The following is a 26182-nucleotide window of genomic DNA, read 5'->3' on the forward strand; positions in this document are numbered from 1 at the left end:
ATCAGGTTCACGCCCAGGTGGCGGCGCAGGGGCGTCACGCAGAGCCCGGCGATCAGGACCTGCAGCGCCAGTTCTCCCAGACGGTGCTCCAGCGCCTCGATCGGCTCCACCCCCAGGCCACCGGTCAGGCCGAGCCACAGCCACCAGAGCGGCGGCACCGCTCCGGCGATATAGAGCGGCCAGACCGGCACACGGCGCAACGCGTCATTGAGCCGGCCCGTCATCAGAAGTGCACCGACAGGTCCATGCCTTCGTAGAGGGATGCGACCTCGTCCTCGTAGCCGTTGAACATCAGCGTCGGCTTGCGGGGCGAGAACAGCCCGCCACCGATCTCGCGCTCGGTCGCCTGCGACCAGCGCGGATGGTCCACATCCGGGTTCACGTTCGAGTAGAACCCGTATTCGCGCGAATTGGCGACATTCCACGAGGTCGGCGGCTCGCTGTCGGTCAGCGTGATCCGCACCACAGACTTGATCGACTTGAAGCCGTATTTCCACGGCACCACCAGCCGCAGGGGTGCGCCGTTCTGATTGGGAATGTCACGCCCATAGATCCCCGTGGCCATGAGCGTGAGCGGATGCATCGCCTCGTCGAGCCGCAGACCTTCCACATACGGCCAGTCGAGCACCGGGCGCGCGACGCCCGGCATCTCCTCGGGGCGCAGCAGCGTCTCGAAGGCCACATGGGTCGCGCGCTCCTGTATGCCGGCCATGTCCAGAAGGTCCGCCAGTTCGAACCCGGTCCAGGGCACGACCATCGACCACGCCTCCACGCAGCGGAACCGGTAGATTCGCTCCTCGATCTCCATCCGGGCCATGATGTCCTTGAAGGCATACTCGCCCGGACGATCCACCAGACCGTTTATGGCCACCGTCCAGGGCGACGTGGCCATCTGCCCGGCATATCGGGCGGGATCGTCCTTGCCCGTGCCGAATTCGTAGAAGTTGTTGTAGGAGGTGATCTCCTCCCAGCTGTTGGGCTCCAGAGCCTCCTGCGCACGCGCGCGCGGGGAGGAAAGCGTGACGGCGCCCGCGGCAGCGAGCCCGCCCAGGATCTGCCGACGGTTCAGGAACGCGCGTTCGGGCGTGACGTCGCGCGGGCTCAGGTCGGATGTCCAGCGTCGGGCCATGGTGTCTCTCCATCGGGTCTGGATCCCAGCATGTCCGGAGCAGGACGTCGAGCCAAGCAACACCGGGTCACATTCCGGTATGCCCGCTGCAACATTCGCGCCCGCGTCGATCACGTCGCGGCAACGCCCCGTCACGAAGATGTTGGTCGACGCGCGCGGAAGCCGTGGCTTAGCGGCGACTGGCACGGCGTCAATGCACGTCACGAGCGATTTGATTCTGAACCCGGGGGACGGGGGGCGCGTACCGGGAATGATGCCGATAGCGGCATCCTGCTTTGCAAACCGGAGGAGATACGTAATGTTCCGCAGAACCTACCTGAGCCTGACCGCGGCAACCGTCTTGGCAGGGGCCGGCCTCGGCGCCACCAGCGCCGTCGCGCAGGACATGAACATCGTCGAGACCGCCCAGGAGGCCGGCGACTTCGAGACGCTGCTCGCCGCCGCCGAATCCGCGGGCCTCGTGGAGACGCTGACCGGAGAGGGCCCCTTCACCGTCTTCGCCCCGACCGACGAAGCCTTCGAAGCGCTTCCCGAAGGCACCGTTGACGAATTGCTGATGGAAGAGAACCAGGATCAGCTGACCTCGATCCTCACCTATCATGTGGTGCCCGGCGCGGTCATGTCCTCGGACCTCGAGGACGGCATGGAAGCCGAGACCGTGGAAGGCTCCAGCGTGACCGTCTCCATCGACGGCGACACCGTGATGGTGGGCGACGCGACCGTGACCCAGGCCGACATCGAGGCCTCGAACGGCGTGATCCACGTGATCGACTCGGTCCTGATGCCCTAACGCGCACCGGCGCGCCGCCCCTTGATGGGCGGCGCGCCGTTCCGACTGTCCGGCCGGCGGTGCCGCGCTATCTTCCGAGAGGCCACCGCTCGGAGGACATGCCATGGACCGCCGCCGCTTCCTGTCGCTCGCCGCCGCCGGCCTCGGCACACCGGCCGCCGCCACGACGCGGCTCGATCTTGCCGCGACGCTGGGCGCGCGGGCGCAGTTCATCACGTTCTGCGACGCGCTTATCGCCGCCGGCCTCGGCGGGACGCTGCGCTCGGACGGTCCCTACACCGTGTTCGCGCCGAAACTCGCGGCCTTCGACGCGCTCGGCCGCCGCAGACTGGACCGTCTTACGCGGCCGGCGATGCGTGACACCCTGCGCCGGTTGCTGGCCCACCACATCGTGCCTGGCGAATATTCCGCCTTCGCGCTCACGGGTCGCCGACACGCGCTGCCGACCCTGGCGGGCACGACGCTCGGCATCGACGGCACCGGACCGGGCTTGCGGGCAGCCAACGCCAATGTCGGCCGCGCCGAGATCTCTGCCTCGAACGGCGTCATCCACACGATCGACCGGGTCCTGCGGCCACCTTACGGCGTCTAGCGTCCAATCGATGTCCCCCGAGTGCCCGCTGCAGAATATGCTATCCTGTCGGGCTTCACCCCACGGATCGGCGCCGGTAACGCGTCGCGCCGCCGCCATCGCCTCCCGGCTCAGACCCAAGAAAGGCGATCCCCGCGCCGTTCCTGTCGCCAATCATCCATCGAACGCGCCCCTGCTTCTTTGGGCCGACAAATACTCCGGGGGTGTGGGGGCTGGCCCCCACTCCCGCCCGTCGCCAGGAACGCATAGGCCAGCACGGCGCGAAGGCGGCGACCAACGGCCGCCGCCCCCCGCGATGTTTCAGTGCACCACCGCGTCGTCCGGCCGCGGCCGGTTCGAGGTGGCCACGCGGTCTCCGATCACCAACCCGTCGGGCCCGGCATGGACCGGCACGGTCTCGCCGTCGGCCACGTCGCCCGCCAGCAACATCTCCGCCAGCGGATCCTGCAACGCGCGCTGGATCACCCGCTTGAGCGGCCGCGCCCCGAAGACCGGGTCGTAGCCTTCGTCCGCGAGCCAGGCGCGCGCGCCGTCGTCGAGTTCCAGCGTGATCTTCTTGGCCGCCAGCCGCTTCAGCAGCCGCGCCATCTGGATATCGACGATGCCCGACATGTCCTCGCGCTTCAGCCGGTCGAAGATGACCGTCTCGTCGAGGCGGTTGAGGAATTCGGGCCGGAAATGCGCCCGCACCGCCTCCATCACGTCGCGCTTGGCCTCGCCCGGGTCGGCGCCCTCGGGCAGCCGCGACAACGCCTGCGAGCCGAGGTTCGACGTCAGCACGATCAGCGTCTGCTTGAAGTCGACAGTGCGGCCCTGCCCGTCGGTCAGCACCCCGTCATCGAGCACCTGCAGGAGCACGTTGAACACGTCCGGATGCGCCTTCTCGACCTCGTCGAACAGCACCACCTGGTAGGGCCGGCGCCGCACCGCCTCGGTCAGCACGCCGCCCTCGTCATAGCCGACATAGCCCGGAGGCGCCCCGATCAGCCGTGCGACCGAATGCTTTTCCATGAACTCCGACATGTCGAGGCGCACCATCGCGCTGTCATCGTCGAAGAGGAACTCCGCGACGGCCTTGGTCAGCTCGGTCTTGCCGACACCCGTGGGCCCGAGGAAGAGGAACGACCCCAGCGGCCGGTTCTCGTCGTTGAGGCCCGCGCGCGCCCGGCGCACGGCGTTGGCAACGGCCTTGACCGCCTGGTCCTGACCGATGACGCGCTTGTGCAGCCCGTCCTCCATGCGCAGGAGCTTCTCGCGCTCGCCCTCCAGCATCTTGGAGGTCGGGATGCCGGTCCAGCGTTCCACGACCTGCGCGATCTGCTCGGGGCGCACGGCCTCCTCGACCATGACGTCGCCTTCGGCCTCCTCGGCCTCGCCGAGCGCCTTTTCCAGCTCCGGGATCGTGCCGTACTGCAATTCGCCCGCGCGGCCGTAATCGCTGTTGCGCTTGGCGATCTCCAGGTCGGCGCGCGCCCGGTCGAGCTGCTCCTTGAGCTCACGGGCGGAGGCCAGCTTGTCACGCTCGGCCTGCCACTTGGCGGTCATCTCGGAGGCACGCTCCTGCAACTCCGCCAGTTCGCGCTCCAGCTTCTCCAGCCGGTCGACCGAGGCGGCATCGTCCTCCTTGCGCAGGGCCTCCTGCTCGATCTGCATCTGCAGGATCTGCCGGTCGAGCGCGTCGAGCTCCTCGGGCTTGGAATCCACCTCCATGCGCAGGCGCGAGGCGGCCTCGTCCACGAGGTCGATCGCCTTGTCAGGCAGGAACCGGTCGGTGATGTAGCGGTGCGACAGCTGCGCCGCCGACACCAGCGCGCTGTCGGAGATCCGCACGCCGTGGTGCAGCTCGTACTTCTCCTTGATGCCGCGCAGGATCGACACGGTGTCCTCCACCGTGGGCTCGCTCACCATCACCGGCTGGAAGCGCCGGGCCAGTGCCGCGTCCTTTTCCACGTGCTTGCGGTACTCGTCGAGCGTGGTGGCGCCGACGCAGTGAAGCTCCCCGCGCGCGAGCGCCGGTTTCAGCAGGTTGGAGGCGTCCATCGCGCCGTCCGCCTTGCCGGCCCCGACCAGAGTGTGCATCTCGTCGATGAAGAGGATGATCTCACCGGCCGCGGCCTCGATTTCCTTCAGGATCGCCTTCAGCCGTTCCTCGAACTCGCCGCGGTACTTCGCACCGGCGATCAGCGCGCCCATGTCGAGCGCCAGCAGACGCTTGTTCTGCAAGCTTTCGGGAACATCGCCGTTGACGATCCGCAGGGCGAGACCCTCGGCGATGGCGGTCTTGCCGACGCCAGGCTCACCGATCAGCACGGGGTTGTTCTTGGTACGACGAGACAGCACCTGCATGGCGCGGCGGATCTCGTCGTCGCGGCCGATGATCGGGTCGATCTTGCCCTCTTCGGCGCGCTCGGTCAGGTCCAGCGCGTATTTCTTCAGCGCGTCATAGCCTTCCTCGGCATTGGCGCTGTCGGCGGTGCGGCCCTTGCGGATGTCGTTGATCGCGCCGTTCAGCCCCTGCGCCGTCACGGCGCCGGCCTCCAGCGCCTCTTTCGCCGGGCTGCGCACGACGGCGAGCGCGGTGAGCATCCGCTCCACCGGCACGAAGCTGTCGCCGGCCTTCTTGGCGATCTTCTCAGCCTCGTCGAGGACGCGGCCCGTGGCACTGTCGAGGTAGACCTGCCCCGCATCGCCCGACACCTTCGGGATCTTGGCAAGCTTGAGGTCGAGCGCCTGCACCACACGCTCCGGGGCGCCGCCCGACCGGGTGATGAGATTGGACGCGAGGCCTTCCTCGTCGTCGAGCAGGGCCTTGAGGATATGCTCGGGGGTGAGCTTCTGGTGGCTCTCCCGCATCGCGATGGTCTGCGCCGCCTGGATGAACCCGCGCGCGCGTTCCGTGAACTTTTCCAAGTTCATGGGGTCGTCTCCTTCTGTTGAAGCGCTCCGGTCCCGGCACGCCCGGCTGTGCGGCACGCGCTCTTTCGAAGCCTCGCATCACAGATGGGTACGTCGCGGGGCGATGCAAGATTGCCACAGGGGAAAATGGTCGATCCGCGGGGCTGCGGCCACGCCCTGCCCACCCGGCCCGACCACGCCAACAGAGCTAACAAAAAGGACCGCACCCGGGGCGGGCGCGGTCCTGAAGGCACCGGCGGGCCGGCCGCCCGTCAGTCGTTGGCGATCGCCTCGCTCGCCTCGCGCAGCCGCTCGAAGGCCTGCGCTGCGGCCTGGGCGGCCTCGTCCGCGCGAGCGGCCGCTTCATCGGCGGCCTGGGCTGCGGTATCGGCCGCTTCCATGGCCTGCGTCGCCGCTTCGGACAGTGCGCGACGATCTTCCTGGCTCATTGCGCTGTCATTCGCAGCCTGCTCACCACCAGCAGCCTGCTCACCACCAGAAGCCTGCGCACTGTCATCCTGCTCACCTTCTTCGCCGGATCCACCAGCCTCGGCCGGTTGCGACTGTTCGCTCTGGTCGCCGGATTGCTGGCTATCGCCGTCAGCAGCGGCACCACCCGACCCTTCGGCCTGGTCGGATTGACCGCCCTCGGAAGCGGGTTGATCGCCGGAGCCGCCATCGGCCTGGCCGGACCCGCCGCCGGCAGCAGCCGCTTGATCAGCCGAGCCATCTTCCGCTTGGTCGGATTCGCCACCTTCGGAAGCCGCCTGATCATCCGAGCCGCCTTCGGCCTGACCGGATTCGCCACCCTCGGCCGCGGCCTGATCACCCGAGCCGCCTTCGGCCTGACCGGACCCGCCGCCGGCAGCAGCCGCTTGATCAGCCGAGCCGTCTTCCGCTTGGTCGGATTCGCCACCCTCGGCAGTTGCCTGATCGCCGGAGCCGTCTTCGGACTGAGCCTGTTCCTGGGCACCGCCTTCGGCCGCATCCTCAGCCTCGGCACCACCAGCCTGTTCGCCTTCCGCGTCGCTGCCGGACTCCGCGGCTTCGCCGCCGGAGGACGTGCCTTCCTCCGCTTCCGCGGCATCTTCGGAGTCGCCGCCCGACCCGGTTTGCTCGCCCTCGCCGGCCGCGTCCTCGCTACCCGCGCTGTCGGCCTGCTCACCTTCGGAGCCCGAACCTTCGCCGGGTGCCTCTTCCGTAGAACCCTCGGACGTGTCGGCTTGGGAGATCTGCATGTCGTCGGAGGCCGAGGTTTCGGCCGCCGTCTCGGAATCGCCGCCATCCGCAAGGTTGAGGGTGATCGCGATGGCCAGCGCCACCACCACGGCAGCACCGAGCGTGATCGGCGCGACGCTGGACGGCTTCGGCGCCGCCTCGCCCTTGGCGCTGGACTGGGGCGTATTGGATTCGTCTGTCATTGAATGCTCCGGGCAGCTACACACATTTGTTATTCAACGATGAGATCTAGACTCCGTTCCGCGGTCGTCACATACACACGGCGGAATGTATCGCAACTGGAAACGCAAGCCCATGCAGAGAGGCGGCACATCATGCTGACGCAGAAACTGATCGTCTCGCTCGATGTCCGCGAAGCACTCACCGGGCTGACGATCGCCGAGCGGCTGGGCGAGGACATCGAGTTCTACCGGATCGGCCTGGGGATGCTGACCGGCGGCGGCCTCGCGCTCGCCAACGAGCTCAAACAGGCACACGGCAAGCGCGTCTTCCTCGACATGACGCTCGGCGGGATGGCGGAAGAGGTGGCCGAAGCGGTCCACGGACTGACGCAATTCGAAATAGATTATCTGTCGGTCGCGGCCGACCCGGATGTCGTGCGCGCCGCCGTTCGGGCAAGCCGCGGCACAGCCACGTCCGTCCTGGCCACCGCGATCGCCCCGGCACGGCTGGAACTTTTGACGCAACGCGACGAGGCCGGCGGGGAGGCCGCGGAGGTCGCGGCGCGCTGCGAACGCGCCTTGGCGGCGGGGGCCGATGGCGTGGTGGTCGCGGCGGATCACGTGTCGGCCGTGCGGCCGCTCGGAGTAGCGGTCGGCCGACTGGTGATCGCCGTCCGCACCGAGGAGGAAGGACGCCCCGCCGAGGCGGTAACCCAGGGGGCCGATCACATCGTCATCGGGCGCACCATTACCGCCTCTGCCGAACCGGCTGTCGCGATGCGGGCGCTGGCCGCGGAACTTGGGTGAGGGCAGCCGACGCGGGGCAAGCCGAAATGGCGCGTTCGGCGGTTTGCCGCCACGGTTCGGAACGCAAAGCCGCGATCTTCGTTGTGATGTCATCGAAGCAGTGCACGAATGACTCCAAGAGGCATCACATGCAAGATCTCGACAGCGATATCGGAGACGTCCGTTACAATCCCGCTACAGCCTCGTTCGAGGCGCTCGTAACCGTCGAGACCGACCGTGGCCCCGTCCGCATCCCCAGCGATTTCGAAGCGCCGCTCGACACCGGATTCCACGAGGCCGTAACCGGCCTGCGTCGCGCCGCCATCCGGTCTCTGGAGCAACCCGACAGCCTGCGTTCGCAGATCGTCCCCGAGGGCGTCGATCCCGACATCGCACAGCACGCGGCGCATCCAATACAGAAACTTTTCGGTCAGCTTTTCGGGAACCGAGCCGCCTGAGCAGCGTTCCGATCATGTTCCCCTGAGGGTCTTTTCCTGTCCCGGAGACCCTTGCCGCCGGGGCCGGCGTTTTCCGCCGGTCCCGGCACCTAACTCGCCCCCGGATCAAGACCTTTCACGCCGATACCGCCGCAGGTAATCCTGGAAATGTGGGACCACATCGTCTCGCGCCAGGAACATCGCCGGTGTGAGCAGCATCCAGCCCGTACCCTCGTCGCCCATCCGGATGTCCGCGACGCGCCGCGCTGGCAAATGGGCGGCGAAGGACCATGTCCGCCCCCGCTCCGATACCCATTCCGCACTCCAGACGATCTCACCTCGATCCACGTCGAGACCCAGTTCCTCGGCGGTCTCGCGCAGCGCGCAGGTTTCGGGCGTCTCAGCCCCTTCGCGGCCCCCTCCCGGTAGGTCGAGATAGCCGGGCCAGGGAATGTCCGGGCGGTCGTCGCGGCGGATGACCACCAGCCGCGCGCCCAGGAACAGGATCAGCTTGGCGCCGATGAAGGCCTCTTCGGTCATGGTGCCGTCGCCCCCTCGCGTCTATCTTGCGGGTAGAACGACCGGGAGGTCCCCGATGCCCGCCCTTTGCCGCGATTGCCTGACCAGCTTCGATGCCGGTCCGCGCTGCCCGTCCTGCCGCAGCCCGCGGGTGATCGCGCATGGCGAGCTTTGGGATCTCTCAATCGCGCACATGGATTGCGATGCCTTCTATGCCTCCGTGGAGAAGCGCGACAACCCCGAGCTTGCGGACAAGCCGGTGATCATCGGCGGCGGGCGGCGTGGCGTCGTGTCGACCGCCTGCTATGTCGCCCGGATTCGCGGCGTGCGCTCGGCGATGCCGATGTTCAAGGCGCTCGCCCTCTGCCCGGACGCAGTGATCATCAAGCCGCGCATGCAGCTTTACGCGGAGATCAGCCGCCGGATCCGAGCGATGATGGAGGATCTGACCCCGGCGGTTGAGCCGCTGTCGCTCGACGAGGCATTCCTCGATCTCACCGGCACCGCACGTCTGCACGGGGCACCACCGGCGGTGATGCTCGCACGCCTCGTGCGGCGGATGCGGGAGGAGCTCGGGATCACCGGCTCCATCGGTTTGTCGCACAACAAGTTCCTGGCCAAGATCGCCTCCGACCTCGACAAGCCGCACGGCTTTTCGGTGATCGGGGCCGCCGAGACGCGTGATTTCCTGCGCGACAAGCCGGTGCGGATGATCTGGGGCGTGGGCGAGGCGGGGCAGGACAGCCTCGACCGAGCCGGCATCCGCACCTTCGACGACCTCGCGCGGTGGGATATCCGCGACCTGACGGCGCGCTTCGGGTCCATGGGCACGCGGCTGTGGCACCTCGCCCGCGGCGAGGATCACCGCCGGGTGTCGGCCCATTCGCCGGTCAAGTCGATCTCCAACGAGACCACGTTCAACGAGGACACAGCCGACGCCGATATCCTCGATGGTCACCTCTGGCGCATGGCCGAGAAGGTGGCGGACCGGGCCAAGGCCAAGGGGCTCGCCGGGCGCGTGGTGGTGCTGAAGCTCAAGCGCGCTGATTTTTCGCTCATCACCCGCCGTCATGCGCTGCGCGAGCCGACGCAGATCGCCGACCGGATCTATCGCGAGGCACGGCAGCTTATGGACGCGGTCGGCACGGGGCGCGCCTACCGGCTGCTCGGAGTCGGACTGTCGGACCTCTGCGGGGCGGAGGCCGCCGACCGCATGCCCGACCTCCTCGACCCCGATGCCGCCCGGCGCAGCGAGGCGGAGCGCGCCACCGACCGCATCCGCGCGCGCTTCGGCCCCGACGCGATCCTCAAGGGCCGGGCGCTGCGCTAGCCGAAGATCCGGTAGTAGAGCGACTCGGGCAGGAACTGCCCACCCCTGAGCGCCCAGGAGAACGGGCGCGGAAAGGCGCGCTGGAACCGGCGGCTTCCCATGTGTTGAAGGACGATGCCGGCCGCCTTCTCGGGCGCCATGATCTGCGGCATCTTGAAGTCGTTCTTCTCGGTCAGCCGCGTACGGATGAACCCCGGCGAGACGAGCTGCACCTGCACTCCCGTCTGCCGCAGGTCGCAATACATGCATTCGGCCATCGCCATCACGCCCGCCTTCGACGCGGTATATGCGACCGACCCCGGCAACCCCCGATACCCGGTGAGCGATCCGGTCAGCACGATGTGCCCGCGGTCGCGCGCGACGAAGCGCGGCACGATCTCCCCCATGCAGCGCATCGCGCCGGTGAAGTTCACGTCGGCCATCATGTTGGCCTTCTCGGCGTCCCACTCGTCCGCGCCGAAGGGCCAGTAGACCCCGGCGAGGAAGACCACGCCGTCGATCTCGCCCACCGCCTCCGTTGCCGCGCGCACCGACTCCGCATCGCTCACGTCGATGGGCACCACGTCGGCGGGGCCCTCCAGCTTGCCGGCGAGATCGTGCAGCTTGTCCTCGGACCGCGCAGAGAGGACGAGCGAGGCTCGCGCCCGGCTCATCTTCCGTGCCAGTGCTGCGCCAAGCCCGTCGCTCGCCCCGATCAGCCAGTACCGTTTGCCCTGCCAGTCGCTCATGTCGCCTCCTTCCGGCGCATGGTCGCGACCAGCTCCGCCACCTTGAGGCCGAACTTGCGGAACTGCGAACGGTTCACGATGGTCCCGTTCGGCGCCAGGTACATCCAGTCGATCGCGTCGAGGACATGACCCCCGGCCTCCGGCTCAAGCCGCAGCCGGTAGCGCAGCATCACGCTCGGGCCCGATTGCTGGCCGCGGCCGGTGCCGATGACGTCCTCCGCCTCCGCTTCGATCCGGCCGCCCTCGTGAAGGGTCAGGTGCCACGCGCGCTCATGGATCTCGCCGCTGTCATAGGTGAAGCGTTCGTGCATCACCCCAGTCTCGCCATCCCAGGTGACATCGAAATCGCCCACGAACCGCGACGCCACCCGGCCGAGCGGGCCGTAGATCACGCCCTCGCAGAGGATCGCTCCCGAAAGGTGATGGCGCAGATCGAAGGCAGGCTCGGCGTCGATGTAATCCTTTGGCCGTTGCGCCGCGAAGGACGCCAACCGATCGCGCGCCAGCACGAAACAGGCGACCACAAGCATCCCTGCGAGCACACCGGTCAGCAAGGCCATGTCATCTCTCCTCGATCGGGGTCGCGGCCAACAGGACCATGGCCGCGAGCTTCAGGGCGCAGGGCACGCCGGCGTAGAGCAGACTGAGCGTCCAGAGCGCCCGGTCCGGGCTCTCGCCGCCGGCCTCGAAGCCCGACGCTTCCAATACGGGAAGTAGCGCTATGGCCGCGAAGGCCAGCGTAACCTTTTGTACAAACGACCAAAGTGCGAACCCCTCGGACCCGGCCGGCGCAACCTCGGCCATGCGTCGGGCGAACATCGCCGGCAGCAGCGTCAGGTCAGCGCCCACCGCCGCGCCGCTCGCCACGCAGATGATCGCGAAGGGCAAAGTGTCGCCCGAACCGAGCGTCAGCGCGAAACCGAAGGAGGCGATCGCCAGCGCCATCGCAGCAAGGAGCGTACGCTTGGCGCCACGTGCCTCCGCGATTCGCCCCCAGAGCGGCGCCGCCCCCGCGGCCGACAGGAAGAACACCATCAGGAGAGGCCCTTCCCACCCCGGCGCGTCCAGCCGGCTTTCCACGAAGAACAGGAACAGGGTCGACGACACGGCAACCGGCGCGGCGTTCGCAAGCGCCACGAGCAGAAGCCGCAGTGCCACGCCGTCGCGCAGGACCGGGCCGAACCCGCCGCTCGGCACCGTCGCCGCGCGGCCCCACTCACCGCGCATCCACCAAACCGCTAGCGCCACGGCGAGCGCGAAGAGCAGCGCGAACCCCGCAAAGCCCGGCAGCCCCGCGGCGGACAACGCATTGGGCAGGACCGAGGCGATGCACACCCCCAGAAGCGCGCCTGTCTCGCGCCAGCGCGCGAGGCCGATATGCCCGCCGGACCCGAGCATCGTCGCGGTGCCGATGCCGTTGGCATAGAAGGTGATCGTCAGAAAGCTGAACGCCGAGAACACGCAGGTCAGCGTCAGCGCAAACCACCAGATCGCCGGGATCGGCGGCGCCACGACGAAAAGCCCGAGCATCCCGAGTGCCATCACGGCGGCGCCGAGGACGACGGAAGCTCCTTGATACCGCCGCAACAGCTCGGCCAGACGGCCGAGCGCGGGGTCCTGCACGAGATCCAGAAGCCGCAGAGCGAACAGCACCCCGCCCATCGCGCCGAGGCTGACGCCGTATTCCTCCGCATAGACCTTGGGCGCGTGGATGTATATCGGCAGGCCCGCTGCCGAAAGCACCGCCGCGAAGGCCGCGTAACCCGGCAGGAACGGGGCCGTCACGTGATGTCGCGCGTTGGCGGCGCCGGTCGGGTGCGATAACGGGCGCCCTTCAGCCGCAGCTTCAGCGCCTGCCAGAAGATGAGCGCAAGCACCCGGCGCGACCCGAACGGCCGGTGCAGCAGCGCCCGCAGGATCCCGGCAGAGGTCAGCCGCTGCCGCCGCCCTGTCAGCGTGGCGATCAACCCGCCGCCATCGCGGTCGTAGTCGATCCGGATGCCCACCCGGTCCTCCGCGATGTCGAAGCGGAATCGGTAGCCGCCCGTCACGGGCTGGAACGGCGAGACGTAGAAGACCTTCTGCGCGCTCAGCACGTCGTCCGGCCCGATCTGCCCGCCCTCCGGCTTGCGGCAGAGGTAGGAATGCCGCTCTCCGAAGGTGTTGGTGACCTCGGCGATCACCGCGACCAGCCGGTCCGCGGCGTCATGGGCAAGCCAGAAGCTCACCGGGTTGAACACGTGCCCCAGTAGGCGCGGCTGCGCGAGCAGCAACAGACGGCCCTCGGCGCGCACCTGGTGCCTTGCCAGGACCTCGCGCGCCCAGGCCGCGCCGCGCCCCTGTCCCGGCGAGCCGCCATGATCGCGGTCGTGCAAGGCAGCGACGTTGGCGCGACCGCGCGAGAACAGGCGCGGGGCGCGCTGGTCGGCCTCCGCATCGACGAGCACGTAGTCGATGGAATAGCGAAAGGCGTTCTTTACCGCGCCCTTTCGGCCGTGCCACGTATGACCTGCAATGTGTTCGACCGCTTCCATGCGCTCACTCCGCCGCCACCGCACCGGCCACGAGCCCGGCGCGCGCCTTGATCGCGCCCGCCACGTCCCAGGCGCTCGACAGTCCGTCCTCGTGGAACCCGTTCTTCATCCACGCGCCGCAGAACCAGGTGTTGTGCGTGCCGTTCCGCGCCCGCATCGCCGCCTGCGCCTCGAGCGCGCCGAGGTCGTAGACCGGGTGGCGCAGCACGGTCTCGTCGCAGATCAGCTCGTCGCGGATCTCGCGCGTCGAATTGAGCGTCACGAACAGCGGATCGTCCATCGGGATCGGCTGGAGCGAGTTCATCCAGTAGGTCAGGTCGATCGTGTTCATCGCCCGAACACGGTCTTCGGTGTAGTTCCACGACGACCAGCAGACGCGGCGCTTGGGCATCATGCGCGGGTCGCGGTGCAGTACCACGCGGTTGGGCTGGTAGGCGACGGCGCCGAGAATGCGCCGCTCCTGCCCCGTCGCGTCGGACAGCATGGCCAGGCTGTCGTCGGAATGCGTGGCGAACACCACATCGTCGAAGCGCTCCCACTCACCGCCGGGGCAGCGCACCTCTGCGCCGTTGGCATCGCGCCGCACGCCGGCGACCGGGGCCCCGGTGCGCAGATCGGCCCCCTGCCGGCGCAACTCGTCCGCCAGCCGCCGGACATATTCGGCCGATCCGCCGTCTACCGTGTACCATTGGTGCTGGCCGGAATAGTTGAGCAGCGCGTGGTTCTCGAAGAACCGCACCAGAGCCTGTGCCGGGAAGTCGAGGATCTTCTGCGTCGGCGTCGACCAGATCGCCCCCGACAGCGGCAGGAGGTAATAGTCGCGGAACCATGGCCCCGTGCCGAGCGTCTCGAGGAAATCCCCGAGGCTCTGCGTGTCATCGGCGGCCGAGGCCGCGATCGCCCTTGCGTTGAAGCGCCCGATATCGCGCAGCATCCGCAGGTAGCCGGGCCGCAGCGCGTTGGCCGGCTGGGCGAAGACTGCCCGCATCCCGGCCAGTCCGTATTCCAGCGTCCCGCCGCGCAGGCTCGCGCCGAAGCTCATGTTCGACGGCACCACGGGCACGTCGAGCCGCGCGAAGAGATCGGCAAGCAACGGATAGTTGGCGTAGTTGAAAACGATGAACCCGGTATCGACCGGCTGGTCGCCGCGCTTGCCGGCGACGACGGTGCGCGCATGCCCGCCCAGTCGCGGCTCCGCCTCGAACAGCGTCACGCGGTGGTCGTCGGCCAGGTAATGCGCCGCGCCGAGCCCGGAAATTCCTCCGCCGATCACGGCGATCTTCCGGGGCGCGGCGGACAGGCGTTCGAAGGGCATGCGGGCAGGTCTCCGTCACAGCGTTTGTGGGATGGTACGAAACCCACGGACACGCGGATGACTTTGGTTCAGATATACTTTCAAGTGATCCGGCTTCGGCCCCGCCACGTAACCCGGTTATGTTGCGCAATGCCCGCCTTGCCCAGGAGTTCGAGTCCGAGATGCCGACGGCCCCGCCGCCGGCGGCGCCGCGCATGAGGCCCGCCGAAAGAGCCCCGGATCCCAAGGCCGATCCGGCCTACTGGGTGGCCCGGCTGGCCGAGATCCGCGACAACCGCTCGGAAGCGGCCTTCGTCGCCATCTTCGAACACTTCGCGCCGCGGCTGAAGGCGTTCCTGATGCGGCGCGGCTGCGATCCGGCCACCGCCGAGGAAATCGTGCAGGATTCCATGTCGACGGTCTGGCGCAAGGCGCATCTCTTCGACCCCGCGCGCGCCAGCGTGTCGACCTGGATCTTCACCATCGCCCGCAACCGGCGCATCGACCTTGCCCGGAAGACCGCCGCGCGCCCCGAACCCGAGGATCTGCCCTGGGGGCCCGACCAGCCGGCCGAAGCGGCCGATATCGTCGGCCTCCAGCAGGAGAGCGCGCGCCTCGGCGCCGCTCTCGGCAGCCTACCCGAGAAACAGCGTGACCTGATCGAAAAGGCCTATTTCGGCGATCTCAGCCACCGGGAGATCGCCGCGCAAACCGGCCTGCCGCTCGGCACGATCAAGTCCCGCATCCGCCTGGCGCTGGACCGCCTGCGCCATGCCATGTCTTGAACGGACGTAACGACGATGATCCGACATCACCCGACCGAAGCGCTTCTGATGGCCTACGCCGCTGGCACCCTGCCGGAGGCGATGGAGCTGGCGATCGCCACGCATATCTCGCTCTGCGACACCTGCCGCGCGGCCTATGGCGGCTACGACGCGGTGGGCGGCGCGCTTCTGGACCGCAGCGATTCCGCGGATCTCTCGGACGGCTGCCTGACCCGGACTCTCGCCCGCATCCGCACCGAGACGCCGGAGCCACGCCGCCAGTCCGGCTCCGCCGGGGCGCTGCCGGCACCGCTTGCGGGCTATGTGGGGGAGTCGCTCGAGGCCGTATCCTGGCGGCCGGTTGGCATGGGTGTCCGGCAGGCCGTGATCGCCACCACCGGGGAGGCCACCGCACGGCTATTCCACATCCCCGCCGGGACGGCGATGCCCGATCACGGGCACAACGGGACGGAGCTTACGCTGGTCCTGCAGGGCGCCTTCTCGGATGCGGGCGGCACCTATGCCCGTGGCGACATCGAGGTCGCGACCGAGGCGGACGACCACATGCCCGTTGCCGACATTTCCGCGGACTGCATCTGCCTTGCGGTCACCGACGCGCCCCTGCGATTCAAGGGCTGGCTGCCGCGGCTTGCGCAACGGTTCGTGGGGATCTGAACCGGGGGCGCGGCGCGGGCGCCCGGGTCCTGGGATGCAAATATGTCACTGCGAAATATTTAGTCGCCATAAGCGTGTAGGCGAAATTTCGTCAACACCTTTGCGTTCAATGCGTTGCGGTTCTCGATTCAGATTTTTTCGTAAGATTACAAACGATTTCGACATTTGGAGGCAATAATTTCGCTGCCGCGCGGCGTGACAGCAACACCACGCCCTCGTACAACTTTTAGGTGGGACCAGGGGAAGAATCAAAGAAGGAGGGCGCCGTGCGCACGAACTGCACCGAAAGCCGTCGCAAACTGGTCGAACTGCTCGAAGCCAAGGTAGGAAGCGACCGGGCGCGTGAGTTTCTGCACACGCCCAATCCAGTCCTCGGCTGGCAGAAACCGGCCGAAGTGCTGGACGGGGACCATCTGAACATGATGCGTGTGACAGTGCTGGTGACCAGCATGGGCACGACCACAGTGGCCGCCGCCTGACGGCGGCCCGACTCACCCAGGATCGCGAGACTCTACACGAGCCCCCCATCCATCGCGCGGTTGTGACGCGCGGGGAGATCGCGCGTCGGCGCGCGCGCTCAACCGGACATCGCTAGGCCCGACACCGCGAAGGCAAAGCCCCCGCACGGAGATCCGCGCGGGGGCTTCGAGCCTCCGGTTTTCGTCTCAGTCAGGACTTCTTTTTCTTCGGCGGCATCAGATCGGTGATCGTGCCTTCGAACATCTCCGCCGCGAAGTTCACCGTCTCGGACAGCGTCGGGTGCGGGTGGATCGTGTGGCCGAGGTCGACCGCGTCCGCGCCCATCTCGATCGCCAGTGCCGCCTCCGAGATAAGGTCGCCCGCCGACGTGCCGACGATGGCCGCGCCCACGACGCGGTCGTCCTCGGGATCGAACAGCAGCTTGGTCATGCCCTCCGACCGGCCATTCGACAGCGACCGGCCCGAGGCCGCCCAGGGGAAGACCCCCTTCTCGACCTTGATGCCGCGCTCCTTCGCCTGCGTCTCCGTCAGGCCGCACCAGGCGACCTCCGGGTCGGTATAGGCGACCGACGGGATCACGCGTGCATCGAAGGCGCGCTTTTCGCCCGCGGCGACCTCGGCCGCGACCTTGCCTTCGTGCACCGCCTTGTGCGCCAGCATCGGCTGGCCGACGACGTCGCCGATGGCGAAGATGTGGCTCTGGCCCGTGCGCTGGAATTCGTCCACCGCGATGAAGCCGCGTTCGTCCACCGCCACCCCGGCCTTGTCCGCGTCGATGATCTTGCCATTGGGCTTGCGGCCCACGGCGACCAGCACCTTGTCGAAGGTGTCGGTGAAGCTTTCGCCCTTCTCGTCCTCGAAGGTGACCTTCAGCCCCTTCTTGAGCGCCTCCATCCCCGTGACCTTGGTCTTGAGGAAGATGTTCTCGTAGCGACCCTTGATGCGCTGCATCAGCGGTTTGACGAGATCCTTGTCCGCGCCCGGAATGATCTGGTCCATCAATTCGACGACCGTGATCTTTGAGCCGAGCGCATCGTAGACGCAGGCCATTTCCAGCCCGATGATCCCGCCGCCGAGCACCAGCATCCGCTTGGGGATGTCCTGAAGCTCCAGCGCGCCGGTGCTGTCCACCACGCGATCATCGTCATGCGGGATGAACGGCAGTTCCACCGGCTCGGACCCAGCGGCGATGATGCACTGGTCGAAGCTGACCTTGGTGGTGCCGTCATCGCCCTCGACCGCGATCATGTTCGGTCCGGTAAACTTGCCGAAGCCGTGCACGACCTGCACCTTGCGTCCCTTGGCCAGCCCGTCGAGCCCGCCGGTCAGCTTGCCGACGACGCTGTCCTTGAACTCGCGCAGCTCATCAAGGTCGATCTTCGGCTTGCCGAAGCTGACCCCGTGCGCGTTCATCTCCTCGGCCTCGGTGATGACCTTGGCGACGTGCAGAAGCGCCTTCGACGGGATGCAGCCGACGTTGAGGCACACGCCCCCGAGCGTGGGATACCGCTCGATCAGAACCACTTTCTTGCCGAGGTCGGCGGCCCGGAACGCCGCCGAATAGCCGCCGGGGCCGGAGCCGAGCACGACAACCTCCGCGTGGACATCGCCTTCGCCGCTGTCGCTGCCCGAGGCTTCGACCTTCTCGGGCGCGCCTTCCCTGTCCGAGCCGCGGTCGCCGTAGCCGCCGGCCTGCTGACCGCCCTGGCCCTTGGGCTCCTCGGCCTTCTCGGCGTCCTTCTCGTCTTCGTCGTCGCCGCTGCCGTCCGCGCCCTCGAGCACGAGGATCACGTCGCCCTCGGTGACCTTGTCGCCTTCCTTGACGCGGATCTCGGTGATCTTGCCGGCCTCGGACGAGGGGACCTCCATGGTCGCCTTGTCCGATTCAAGCTCGATCAGCGGATCTTCCTTCTCGACCGTGTCGCCGACGCTCACCAGCACGGAGATGACAGGCACCTCGCTGAAATCGCCGATATCGGGGACTTTGACGTCCATCTTCGTCACCTCACAGCATCAGCCGGCGCGGATCGGCCAGCAGGTATTTCAGATGCGCGTTGAACCGCGCGGCCAGCGCGCCGTCAATCGCCCGGTGATCGTAGCTCAGCGACAGCGGCAGCATGTTGCGCGGCACGAACTGCTCGCCGTCCCAGACGGGCGCCATCTTCGATCGCGAGAGTCCGAGGATCGCCACCTCGGGCGCGTTCACGATGGGGGTGAAGTCGGTCCCCCCGATCCCGCCGAGCGACGAGATGGTGAAGGTCGCGCCCTGCATGTCCGCCGATTTCAGCTTGCCGTCGCGCGCGGCTTTCGACAGCTCCCCGAGCTCCTTTGATATCTCGACGATCCCCTTGCGGTCGGCATCCTTGAGGACCGGCACCATCAGCCCGTTCGGCGTGTCCGCGGCAAACCCGATATGGTAGAAATGCTTGCGGATCAGCTTGTCGCCATCGGGGTGGATCGACGAGTTGAACTCCCAGTGCTTCTTGAGCGCGGAGACGCACGCCTTGATGACGAAGGACAGGAGCGTGACGCGGTAGCCTTCTTCCTTCGCTTCGGTGTCGAGCTCCTTGCGGTACTTGTCGAGGTCGGTGATGTCCGCCTCTTCGTTGTTCGTCACGTGCGGGATGTTCAGCCACGAGCGGTGCAGAGCCGGGCCGGAGAGCTTCTTGATCCGGCTCATCTCCACGTCTTCGACGGGGCCGAACTTGGAGAAGTCGACCGGCGGGATCGGGGGGATTCCCATGCCGCCCTGCGCCGCGTCCGCGGCGGGCGCTCCGGCGCCGGCCTGCGCCTTCAGCGCCTTTTCCACGTCCTCGCGCAGGATACGGCCCTTGCGGCCCGATCCGTTCACTGTGGACAGATCGACGTCGACCCGACGCGCATAGGCCCGCACCGACGGCGAGGCGTGGACGCGCGAGAAGCCGGCATCGGTCACCGCCTTCGCGGGCTGGGCCGGCTCTTTCGGCGTCTCCTGCTGCTTGGTCTCGTCCTTCTGGGGCTGCTCTTCCTTGGCCTCCTTCGGTGCGGACTCCGCACCGCCGCCGCCTTCATCGCCGCCGGACTCGTCATCCGCCGCCTCGACCAGCAGGATCACCGAGCCCTTGGACACCTTGTCGCCCTCGGAGACCTTGATCTCGGCCACCTTTCCGGCATGGCTCGACGGGACCTCCATCGTCGCCTTGTCGGATTCCAGCTCGATAAGCGGATCTTCCTCGGCGATGGTGTCGCCCACGCTCACCAGAACCGAGATCACCGGAACATCGTCGAAATCGCCGATGTCGGGCACTTTCACTTCAGTCGTCATGGAATGTCTCTCTCCCTCGGGTCCGGCTCAGCTCAGGCGCGGGTTCGGCTTGCCGCCGTCGATGTCGTATTTCTTCAGGGCGGCCTCGACGTCCTTCTGGGACACCGCGCCGTCTCGGTAGAGGTCAACCATCGCCGCCGCGGCAACATGGTTGGCATCCACCTCGAAGAAGCGCCGCAGGTTCTCGCGGCTGTCCGACCGGCCGTAGCCATCGGTGCCGAGCACGGTGTAGCGCTGCGGCACGAAGGCGCGGATCTGGTCGGCATAGGCCTTGATGTAGTCGGTCGCGGCGATCACCGGGCCCTTGGCCTTCTCGAGGCACTGGGTGACGTAGGGCACGCGCTCCTCCGCGAACGGGTTGAGGCGGTTGTGGCGCAGCGCGTCCTGCCCGTCCCGGCCCAGTTCGTTGAACGAAGTCGCCGACCAGATGTCGGACGAGACGCCGAAATCCTCCTTCAGCATCTCGGCGGCGCGCATCACCTGGATCAGGATCGTGCCCGACCCCATCAGGTTGACGTGCTTCTTGCCGGGGCGCGATGCCTTCTGGATCCGGTGCATCCCCTTGATGATCCCTTCCTCGGCGCCGGGGGGCATCTCGGGATGGGCGTAGTTCTCGTTCATCAGGGTGATGTAGTAGTAGACGTCCTCCTGGTCCTGGTACATCCGGCGCATGCCGTCCTGAACGATCACCGCCACCTCGTAAGAGAAGGTCGGATCGTAGCTCATGCAATTCGGCACGGTGCCGGCCATGATGTGGCTGTGGCCGTCCTCGTGCTGCAGGCCCTCGCCGTTCAGCGTCGTGCGGCCCGCGGTGCCGCCCAGAAGGAAGCCGCGCGCGCGGCTGTCGCCGGCAGCCCAGGCGAAATCGCCGACCCGCTGGAAGCCGAACATCGAATAGAAGATGTAGAACGGGATCATCGGCACGCCGTGCGTGGAATACGACGTCGCCGCCGCGATCCAGTCCGACATGGAGCCGGCCTCGTTGATGCCCTCCTGCAGGACCTGGCCGTCCTTGGACTCCTTGTAGTACATCATCTGGTCGGCATCCTGGGGCGTGTAGTTCTGCCCCAGCGGGTTGTAGATGCCGACGGAGCGGAACAGCCCCTCCATGCCGAAGGTGCGGCTTTCGTCCGGTACGATGGGCACAACGTGCTTGCCGATCTGCTTGTCGCGCAGAAGCGTTGTGAGGATGCGCACGAACGCCATGGTGGACGAAAATTCGCGGTCGCCCGACGACTGCAGCTCCTTCTTGAACTTGTCGAGGCCGGGGATCTCCAGCTTCGGCGCGTCCGAGAAGCGCTGCGGGAAGGAACCGCCCAGCTCCTTGCGGCGCTCCGTCAGGTAGCTCTTGTGCGCGTTGTTCAGCGTGACGAACGGCACCTTGTCGAGGTCCTCGTCCTCGATCGGGATGCGGAAGCGGTCGCGCATCTGCTTGAGCTGATCGGTCTGCATCTTCTTGGACTGGTGGGCGATGTTCTGGCCTTCGCCGGCCGAGCCCATGCCGTAGCCCTTCACCGTCTTGACGAGGATGCAGGTCGGCTGCCCCTCGGCCCGGGTGGCGCGCAGATAGGCGTTGTAGACCTTCTTGATGTCGTGGCCGCCGCGGCGCAGCGCCCAGATGTCCTCGTCGCTCCAGTCCTTCACCAGCTCCGCGGTCTCGGGGTACTTGCCGAAGAAATGTTCGCGGATATAGGCGCCGTCCTTGGCCTTGAAGGTCTGGTAGTCGCCGTCGATGGTCTCGTCCATCAACTGGCGCAGCTTGCCGGAGGTGTCACGCTCCAGAAGCCCGTCCCAGCCGCGGCCCCACAGCAGCTTGATCACGTCCCAGCCTGCGCCGCGGAACGAGCCCTCGAGTTCCTGCACGATCTTGCCGTTGCCGCGCACCGGCCCGTCGAGTCGCTGGAGGTTGCAGTTGATGACGAAAATCAGGTTGTCGAGCCCCTCGCGCGCCGCGATGGAAATGGCACCGAGCGATTCCGGCTCGTCCATCTCGCCGTCGCCGAGGAAGGCCCAGACCTTGCGGTCGGACTTCTCGATCAGGCCGCGGTTCTCCATGTATTTCATGAAGCGCGCCTGATAGACCGCCATCATCGGCCCGAGGCCCATCGAGACCGTCGGGAATTGCCAGTAATCGGGCATCAGCCACGGGTGCGGGTAGGACGACAGGCCGTTGCCGCCGACCTCCTGCCGGAACCCGGCGAGATCCTCTTCGGACATCCGCCCTTCCATGAAGGACCGCGCGTAGATGCCGGGGATCACGTGGCCCTGGAAGAACACCAGGTCGCCACCGTGCATCGCGGACTTTGTGCGCCAGAAGTGGTTGAGCCCGACATCGTAGAGCGCCGCGGACGACGCGAAGGACGCGATGTGCCCGCCGATGCCCTCGCTCGACTTGTTGGCGCGTACCACGGTCGCCATCGCGTTCCAGCGGTTGATCGTGCGGATCCGCCATTCGGCTTCGCGGTCGCCGGGCATGTCGACCTCGTCGTCGGGCGAGATCGTGTTCTGGTACGGCGTCGTGGCCGAGAACGGCAGCATCGCACCTGCGGCGCGGGCCTGCTGCACGGCCTTGTCGAGCAGGAAGTGCGCGCGGTCGGGACCGTCGCGCAGGATGACGTCCTCGACGGCCTCCTGCCATTCCTGCGATTCGACCGGGTCGATGTCGTTTGGCGTATCCTTCATGGGGCCCTCTTCCCTTGATCGCGGCGCGGCGCGCCCAGACTTGTTCAACGCTGAACCAATTTCCACTCGTCGTCGCTCTCTAGGTCTGGAACGACCCGAACGGCTCCCCCGCCGCGCGATGACGCTGCGGTATCAGGCTCCGCGTGGACGAAACAGGCAGGTGCACGAATAACCGGCATGCGTAAGCCGCATGCCCTATAGTTCAACGATGAACAAATTTCGTCATCCCGCAAGACGTCTGCCATGTTCCTCCTCCCGCGTCGCACGAGCGCGCACCAACCGGCGCCTCCTGCAAAACCGGCCTGGCGCGGCCGCGTGGGCCACCGGTTCCGCCTCAGGTTGGACGACATAGGCAGAGAATGGAAAGAGGAAATCCCCGGCGTGGCGCAGGGACGCCTGTCAGCCCGAAGAGCCCGGCACGAATTCCCGCGCCGAAAGCGCGCGCGGCTCGACCTCGACCTGAGCGAGTTGGTCGAGGCTGTCGTTCGGGCCGACGACGCCCAGGCTCTCGAACTTGCGGGCGGACGGCAGAACGCGCCCCTCCAGTGAACCGACGGACTTGTTGTAGGCGTCCACGGACGTCCGAAGACTGCGCCCGACCTTGTCGAGATGCGACGCGAACGTGCCGAGCCGATCGTAGATCTCGCGCGCCACGCGCTGCACCTCGGCGGCGTTCTCGGCCATCTTCTCCTGCTGCCAGCCATAGGCGATGGCCTTGATCAGGGCCATCAGGGTCGTCGGCGTCGCGATCAGCACGCGCTTTTCGAACCCGAATTCCAGCAGGCCGGGATCGGCTTCGCAGGCCGCCGAAACGAAGGTCTCGCCGGGGATGAACATCACGACGAAATCCGGCGTGGTGTCGAGCTGGTCCTGGTAGGCCTTGGACGCCAGCACCTTGATGTGCTCTCGCACCTGCCGCGCGTGCCGCGTGATATGCGCCTCCCGCATGTCCGCCGTTTCCGCCTCGAGCGCGTCGAGATAGGCATCGAGCGGGGTCTTGGCGTCGACAATGATGCTCTTGCCGCCGGGAATGCGGACCTGCGCGTCGGGGCGCCGCCGGCCCTCATCCGTTTCCATCGAGGTCTCGGTGAGGAAATCGACCTCCTCGGTCATGCCGGCCATCTCGAAGACCTGGCGCAGTTGCATCTCGCCCCAGCGGCCCCTCGTCTTGGGCGCGCGCAGTGCCTGCACCAGCTTGCGGGTCTCGGCGTTGAGCGTCGTCTGCCCGAGGGTCAGCTGCTCCACTTGCGTGCGGATCGCGCCGTAGGCTTCGTTCCGGGCCTTCTCGATCTCACCCATGCGCTCGTCGAATTTCAACAGGCGATCCTGCAGCGGTTTGACGAGGTTGCCGATCGCCTCCTGGCGCGTGTTCAATTCCTTTTCCGCGGTTTCCTTGTGTTTTTCGAACCTCTCGCTCACCAGGTTCAGGAACCGCTTGGAATTGTCCTCGAGGGCCGTCCCGGCGAGCGACGTGAATTTTTCTTCCAATTGCTTCCGGATATCGCGCAATTCGGCGAGCTTTTCCTCGTTCGCGCGCTTGAGCGCGTCCATCTCGGTCTCGAGCCGGGTATTGGCCTGCTGCGCCTCGTATCGCGCGGTGCGTTCCGCGCTCAGCTCCCGCTCCAGCCCCGGCAGGCGTTCGGCGCGCGTCGTCTCGGCCGATAGCTTCGCGGCAAGGTCGGTGCGCTGCTCGCGCTCCTCCTTCAGCGCCGCGCGCTCCTGTTCGAGCGTGCGGGTCAGCTCCGCGACATCGCGGACCCTTGCCGAAAGGCGATTGCGCAGCACGGCGGACACGCCCGCAAGGATTGCGGACAGGGCCAGGAGGCCGAGCAAGAGCGGATAGGCCGGCCCCGCCGTATCAAGCAGCACGTCCATTTTCGATTTCCCGAATGTATATACCCGTTTGCGGCATCAGAGACGCTTTGGGATGTCCGTCAAGTTCGGCCGAAAAGCCGTTCGATATCCGTCAGCTTCAATTCGACATAGGTGGGCCGGCCGTGGTTGCACTGGCCGGAATGGGGCACCGCCTCCATCTCCCGCAGGAGTGCATTCATTTCCTCGGCCCGCATCCTGCGGCCCGAGCGGATGGAGCCGTGGCAGGCCACGCGCGACAGGATCGCCTCCAGCTTCTCCTGCACCAGCGTTGCAGTCCCGCCATCCGCGAGTTCGTCCAGCACGTCGCGCAGGAGCGCCTCGGCGTTGACCTCGCCGAGGATCGCCGGCGTCTCGCGAACCGCGACGGCGCCGCCGCCGAAGGGCTCCACGCCAAGGCCCATGCGCGACAGATCCTCCGCGACCGACAGGATCAGCGCGGCGTCGCCTTCGGACAGTTCCACGATCTCGGGGATCAGGAGGGCCTGCGCCGGCACGCCGCGTTCGGCCATCTGCGCCTTCAGCTTCTCGTAGACGAGCCGTTCATGCGCCGCGTGCTGATCGACGATGACGAGGCCATCCTCGGTCTGGGCGATGATGTAGTTCTCGTGCACCTGCCCGCGCGCGGCGCCAAGCGGCAGCGCGGCCGGGGCCTCCTGCGCGGGTTCGGCCGGTTCGGGCTCCGGTTCCACCACGCGGCCGGACCAGGCCGGCTCCATCTCCGCGAAACCGGGCGCCTGCGCGACGTGGGACGCGGCGCGCGCCGCCGGCGAGGGGCGGTCCATCTGGTAGACGCGCGGCGGGCCGGACGGCTCGGGGCGCATCGCCCCCAGCGCCGCCCCGGCGACGGTGGTGGAGGCGCGGTGCCCGGCCTCGGCCAGCGCGTGACGCAAGCCCGAGACGACCAGCCCGCGCACGGTGCCGGAGTCGCGGAAGCGCACTTCGGACTTCGCGGGGTGCACGTTGACGTCGACCGCGCGCGGGTCGCAATCGACGAACAGCGCCACCGCCGGGTGCCGGTCGCGCGACAGGAAATCCTGGTAGGCACCTCGAAGCGCGCCCAGCAGCATCCGGTCCTTCACCGGACGCCCGTTGACGAAGAGGTGCTGCGCCACCGCCGAGCCGCGCGAATAGGTCGGCAGGCCGGCAAGGCCGGTCAGCCGGATGCCGTCCCGCTCCGCGTCGACGGCGATCGCGTTATCGGTGAATTCGCGCCCCATGACCTGCGACAGACGCCCGCGCAGCGCATCGAACAGGTCCCCCGTGACGGGATCGGCGCGGAAGGTCACGCGCCCCTCGCCCCCGCCCGACACGTCGCGCAGGGTGAACCCGACTGAGGGCTCTGCCATCGCAAGCCGGCGCACCACCTCCCCCACCGCCTGCGATTCGGCGCGGTCGGTGCGCAGGAACTTCAGCCGCGCGGGCGTCGCGTAGAACAGATCGCGCAGGGTGACGGTCGTGCCGGTGCTGCGCGCGCAGGGCTTGGGGCCAGTCGCGATGCCGCCCGCGACGGTCAGTTCCGCCGCCTCGCCGCCCTCGGCCCGCGATTGCAGTATCAGCCGGCCCACCGCGCCGAGTGACGGCAGCGCCTCGCCCCGGAACCCGAACGTGTGGATGCTCAGAAGGTCGGTGCCGTCGATCTTCGACGTGGCATGCCGCGACAGAGCCAGCGGCAGATCTTCGGGAGACATGCCGCAGCCGTCGTCCGACACCCGGATCAGGGTCTTGCCGCCATCCGCGATGTCGATGGCGATGCGGCGGGCGCCGGCGTCGATGGCGTTCTCCACCAGCTCCTTGACCGCGGAGGCGGGGCGTTCGACCACCTCGCCGGCGGCGATGCGGTTGATCGCGGCATCGTCGAGCTGGCGAATCGCGGGGCGTTCGGCGCGGATATTGGGGCTGTGCGTCGTCATCACACGATATCTAGCAGCCGCGCGCCGAGTCGGGCAACGCCTTTTCCGCGCCCGCGAA

22 protein-coding genes and 1 pseudogene (1 of these 23 cut by a window edge) are annotated in these 26182 nt (G+C 67.5%); 8 read left to right on the forward strand and 15 right to left on the reverse strand.

Annotation, left to right across the window (positions count from 1 at the left end):
- Positions 1 to 224, reverse strand: partial view of a protein-methionine-sulfoxide reductase heme-binding subunit MsrQ gene (gene msrQ, locus F3H57_RS14240; protein ID WP_149756591.1) — the 5' end (the start) only. Its footprint begins 376 nt before the window's first position; 224 of the gene's 600 nt are visible here — the first part of the coding sequence; it begins with the start codon at positions 222 to 224; the stop codon falls past the left edge of the window.
- Positions 224 to 1129 carry a protein-methionine-sulfoxide reductase catalytic subunit MsrP gene (gene msrP, locus F3H57_RS14245; protein WP_149756592.1) on the reverse strand — a complete coding sequence of 302 codons (906 nt, stop codon included), beginning with the start codon at positions 1127 to 1129 and terminating at the stop codon, positions 224 to 226. Before msrP ends, msrQ begins: the two co-directional genes overlap by 1 nt.
- Before the next feature lie 298 nt (positions 1130 to 1427).
- Here msrP and F3H57_RS14250 point away from each other — a divergent pair, with 298 nt between their 5' ends.
- Both F3H57_RS14250 and F3H57_RS14255 read left to right on the forward strand, forming a co-directional pair.
- Positions 1428 to 1919: a fasciclin domain-containing protein gene (locus F3H57_RS14250; RefSeq protein ID WP_149756593.1), complete on the forward strand. Its 492-nt coding sequence runs from the start codon at positions 1428 to 1430 to the stop codon at positions 1917 to 1919.
- Between the two features lie 103 nt (positions 1920 to 2022).
- Positions 2023 to 2511 (forward strand): fasciclin domain-containing protein, encoded by a 489-nt coding sequence (locus F3H57_RS14255; RefSeq protein ID WP_149756594.1) that lies wholly within the window; start codon positions 2023 to 2025, stop codon positions 2509 to 2511.
- 300 nt (positions 2512 to 2811) lie between these two features.
- Here the strand turns inward: F3H57_RS14255 and clpB are convergent, their stop codons facing one another.
- The gene (clpB, locus tag F3H57_RS14260) at positions 2812 to 5427 is read right to left on the reverse strand and encodes an ATP-dependent chaperone ClpB (RefSeq protein ID WP_149756595.1); all 2616 of its coding nucleotides are present in this window, start codon (positions 5425 to 5427) and stop codon (positions 2812 to 2814) included.
- 251 nt (positions 5428 to 5678) lie between these two features.
- Entirely contained in the window at positions 5679 to 6827 is a 1149-nt protein-coding gene (locus tag F3H57_RS14265; RefSeq protein WP_149756596.1) for a hypothetical protein, read from the reverse strand.
- Positions 6828 to 6959: 132 nt separating this feature from the next.
- Here F3H57_RS14265 and F3H57_RS14270 point away from each other — a divergent pair, with 132 nt between their 5' ends.
- Together F3H57_RS14270 and F3H57_RS14275 are read left to right on the forward strand one after the other, a co-directional pair.
- Positions 6960 to 7613 (forward strand): orotidine 5'-phosphate decarboxylase / HUMPS family protein, encoded by a 654-nt coding sequence (locus F3H57_RS14270; RefSeq protein ID WP_149756597.1) that lies wholly within the window; start codon positions 6960 to 6962, stop codon positions 7611 to 7613.
- A gap of 128 nt (positions 7614 to 7741) precedes the next feature.
- Complete coding sequence (locus tag F3H57_RS14275) at positions 7742 to 8050, forward strand: hypothetical protein (protein WP_149756598.1); 309 nt, start codon at positions 7742 to 7744, stop codon at positions 8048 to 8050.
- Between the two features lie 105 nt (positions 8051 to 8155).
- On the opposite strand, the gene F3H57_RS14280 is transcribed toward F3H57_RS14275, so the two are convergent.
- Positions 8156 to 8569 (reverse strand): NUDIX hydrolase, encoded by a 414-nt coding sequence (locus F3H57_RS14280; protein WP_149756599.1) that lies wholly within the window; start codon positions 8567 to 8569, stop codon positions 8156 to 8158.
- A gap of 55 nt (positions 8570 to 8624) precedes the next feature.
- Between F3H57_RS14280 and F3H57_RS14285 the strand changes: the two genes are divergently transcribed.
- On the forward strand, positions 8625 to 9878 hold the full coding sequence (locus F3H57_RS14285; protein ID WP_149756600.1) for a DNA polymerase IV: 1254 nt from the start codon (positions 8625 to 8627) through the stop codon (positions 9876 to 9878).
- Here the strand turns inward: F3H57_RS14285 and F3H57_RS14290 are convergent.
- From F3H57_RS14290 to F3H57_RS14310, 5 genes are read right to left on the reverse strand one after another with little or no spacing between them, the layout of a single operon-like run.
- Positions 9875 to 10606 carry an SDR family NAD(P)-dependent oxidoreductase gene (locus F3H57_RS14290; RefSeq protein WP_149756601.1) on the reverse strand — a complete coding sequence of 244 codons (732 nt, stop codon included), beginning with the start codon at positions 10604 to 10606 and terminating at the stop codon, positions 9875 to 9877. The genes F3H57_RS14285 and F3H57_RS14290 overlap by 4 nt on opposite strands.
- Positions 10603 to 11166 (reverse strand): DUF3833 family protein, encoded by a 564-nt coding sequence (locus F3H57_RS14295; RefSeq protein WP_149756602.1) that lies wholly within the window; start codon positions 11164 to 11166, stop codon positions 10603 to 10605. Before F3H57_RS14295 ends, F3H57_RS14290 begins: the two co-directional genes overlap by 4 nt.
- Position 11167: 1 nt before the next feature.
- On the reverse strand, positions 11168 to 12391 hold the full coding sequence (locus F3H57_RS14300; protein WP_149756603.1) for an MFS transporter: 1224 nt from the start codon (positions 12389 to 12391) through the stop codon (positions 11168 to 11170).
- Positions 12388 to 13140, reverse strand: coding sequence for a DUF1365 domain-containing protein (locus F3H57_RS14305; RefSeq protein ID WP_149756604.1), 753 nt, complete (start codon positions 13138 to 13140; stop codon positions 12388 to 12390). The genes F3H57_RS14300 and F3H57_RS14305 overlap by 4 nt, the downstream gene beginning before the upstream one ends.
- Positions 13141 to 13144: 4 nt before the next feature.
- Positions 13145 to 14455 carry an NAD(P)/FAD-dependent oxidoreductase gene (locus F3H57_RS14310; protein ID WP_149756605.1) on the reverse strand — a complete coding sequence of 437 codons (1311 nt, stop codon included), beginning with the start codon at positions 14453 to 14455 and terminating at the stop codon, positions 13145 to 13147.
- A 194-nt stretch (positions 14456 to 14649) separates the two neighbouring features.
- On the opposite strand from F3H57_RS14310, the gene F3H57_RS14315 reads away from it, so the two are divergent.
- The 3 genes from F3H57_RS14315 (at position 14650) to F3H57_RS14325 (ending at position 16352) form a co-directional block, all read left to right on the forward strand.
- The gene (locus F3H57_RS14315; protein ID WP_149756606.1) at positions 14650 to 15219 is read left to right on the forward strand and encodes a sigma-70 family RNA polymerase sigma factor; all 570 of its coding nucleotides are present in this window, start codon (positions 14650 to 14652) and stop codon (positions 15217 to 15219) included.
- A 15-nt stretch (positions 15220 to 15234) separates the two neighbouring features.
- On the forward strand, positions 15235 to 15873 hold the full coding sequence (locus F3H57_RS14320) for a ChrR family anti-sigma-E factor (RefSeq protein ID WP_149756607.1): 639 nt from the start codon (positions 15235 to 15237) through the stop codon (positions 15871 to 15873).
- Positions 15874 to 16139: 266 nt separating this feature from the next.
- Complete coding sequence (locus F3H57_RS14325) at positions 16140 to 16352, forward strand: antitoxin Xre/MbcA/ParS toxin-binding domain-containing protein (protein ID WP_188129694.1); 213 nt, start codon at positions 16140 to 16142, stop codon at positions 16350 to 16352.
- Positions 16353 to 16542: 190 nt separating this feature from the next.
- On the opposite strand, the gene lpdA is transcribed toward F3H57_RS14325, so the two are convergent.
- The 5 genes and pseudogenes from lpdA to mutL all read right to left on the reverse strand — a co-directional run bounded on the left by lpdA (position 16543) and on the right by mutL (position 26124).
- Positions 16543 to 18348, reverse strand: coding sequence for a dihydrolipoyl dehydrogenase (gene lpdA, locus F3H57_RS14330; RefSeq protein ID WP_188129695.1), 1806 nt, complete (start codon positions 18346 to 18348; stop codon positions 16543 to 16545).
- A 10-nt stretch (positions 18349 to 18358) separates the two neighbouring features.
- Positions 18359 to 19669 (reverse strand): annotated as a pseudogene (gene aceF / locus F3H57_RS14335) (dihydrolipoyllysine-residue acetyltransferase); the annotation flags it as partial.
- A gap of 15 nt (positions 19670 to 19684) precedes the next feature.
- Positions 19685 to 22339: a pyruvate dehydrogenase (acetyl-transferring), homodimeric type gene (gene aceE, locus F3H57_RS14340; protein WP_149756611.1), complete on the reverse strand. Its 2655-nt coding sequence runs from the start codon at positions 22337 to 22339 to the stop codon at positions 19685 to 19687.
- Between the two features lie 399 nt (positions 22340 to 22738).
- The gene (rmuC, locus tag F3H57_RS14345) at positions 22739 to 24214 is read right to left on the reverse strand and encodes a DNA recombination protein RmuC (protein ID WP_149756612.1); all 1476 of its coding nucleotides are present in this window, start codon (positions 24212 to 24214) and stop codon (positions 22739 to 22741) included.
- Between the two features lie 59 nt (positions 24215 to 24273).
- Positions 24274 to 26124: a DNA mismatch repair endonuclease MutL gene (mutL, locus tag F3H57_RS14350; protein WP_149756613.1), complete on the reverse strand. Its 1851-nt coding sequence runs from the start codon at positions 26122 to 26124 to the stop codon at positions 24274 to 24276.
- Positions 26125 to 26182: the final 58 nt, after the last annotated feature.

The sequence above is a fragment of the Roseivivax sediminis genome (assembly GCF_900112685.1).
GTDB classification, from domain to species: domain Bacteria; phylum Pseudomonadota; class Alphaproteobacteria; order Rhodobacterales; family Rhodobacteraceae; genus Roseivivax; species Roseivivax sediminis.